The organism is Arthrobacter sp. 05L45_2, assembly GCF_056397525.1.
The window spans coordinates 1-1,076 of record NZ_JBFTNO010000351.1 but is presented as its reverse complement, the minus strand read 5'-3'; the positions used below and the strand labels follow the sequence as shown (position 1 = coordinate 1,076).

Genomic DNA, 1,076 nt, shown 5'->3' with positions numbered 1-1,076 from the left:
GGGAAGCGGAAGTAGGCGAAACCGAACGCGACCATAGCGCTGGAAACCGTGACGAGGGTGGCGGCCAGCACTGCGATGAGGAAGCTGTTGACCACCCAGTGAACCAGCGGTAGCTGGTCCCAAACCTGCAGATAGTTTTGCGGTGAGAACGTGCGGGGGATCAGCGCATTGTCGAACACTTCCGAGCGCGGCTTTAGGCTGGCCGCGATAAGCCACACCAGCGGGTAGAGAAAAGCACCGCTGATCACGATCAAGATCGTCCAAAGCGCCAACCTGGCCGCCGCAGGACGTGCACCCCGCGCCCTCCGTGGGGGTCGCCGGCCGCCGGAGGAAACGACCGAAGTCTCTGCAGCGGCGGCCGGTTCGGCCGTGGCTTGTGTCCGTAGTGTCGCCATCAGCGTTTTTCCCCCTCGTAGTAGACGAACCGATTCCCGATTTTCACCTGGATAAGGCTGATCAGCAGGATGAAGACGAACAGCACCCAGGCCATGGCGGCGGCGAACCCGAAGTTGAACTCCCGGAACGCCTGCTGGAAGAGGTAGATGCCGTAAAACAGCGACGCCTCGGGGGCCGTGCTGGTCTGGTCGCGCCAGAAAAGAAGATAAGCCTGATCGAAGATCTGCAGCGCCGCAATCGTCAGTACAATCACGTTGAAGAAGATGGCTCCCGAAATCATGGGGACCGTTATGGAGAAAAATTGACGGACGGGACCTGCGCCGTCCAGGGACGCCACCTCGTAAAGGTCCTTCGGGACGCTCTTGAGCGCCGCCAGGAAGATAACCATCGTGCCGCTGACTCCCCACAGGGTCATGAGGACGATTGAGGGCTTTACCCAAGCCGGATCAATCAGCCACTGGGGTCCGGTGATTCCGAAGAATCCAAGCGCCTGATTGATGGCTCCGGTATTCCCGTTCAACAGCAGAAGGAAGACTGCGGCGGTGGCGACTGATGGCGTCATTTTGGGGAGGTAGTAGACGGTGCGAAAGAAACCGGCGCCGCGCCCGACCCGGTTCAGCAGGAGCGCGAGCCCCAAGGCCACGCAGATCTCCAACGGCACCGCCAACACAGCGTAAAAC

1 protein-coding gene and 1 pseudogene are annotated in these 1,076 nt (G+C 60.6%); both read right to left on the bottom strand.

Going from position 1 to position 1,076, the window contains the following annotated elements:
- Window positions 1–248, bottom strand: a pseudogene (locus AC1DHD_RS16340) (carbohydrate ABC transporter permease); the annotation flags it as partial.
- A 146-nt stretch (window positions 249–394) separates the two neighbouring features.
- The coding region (locus tag AC1DHD_RS16335; RefSeq protein ID WP_476880706.1) for a carbohydrate ABC transporter permease at window positions 395–1,076 on the bottom strand (682 nt) is incomplete at its 5' end.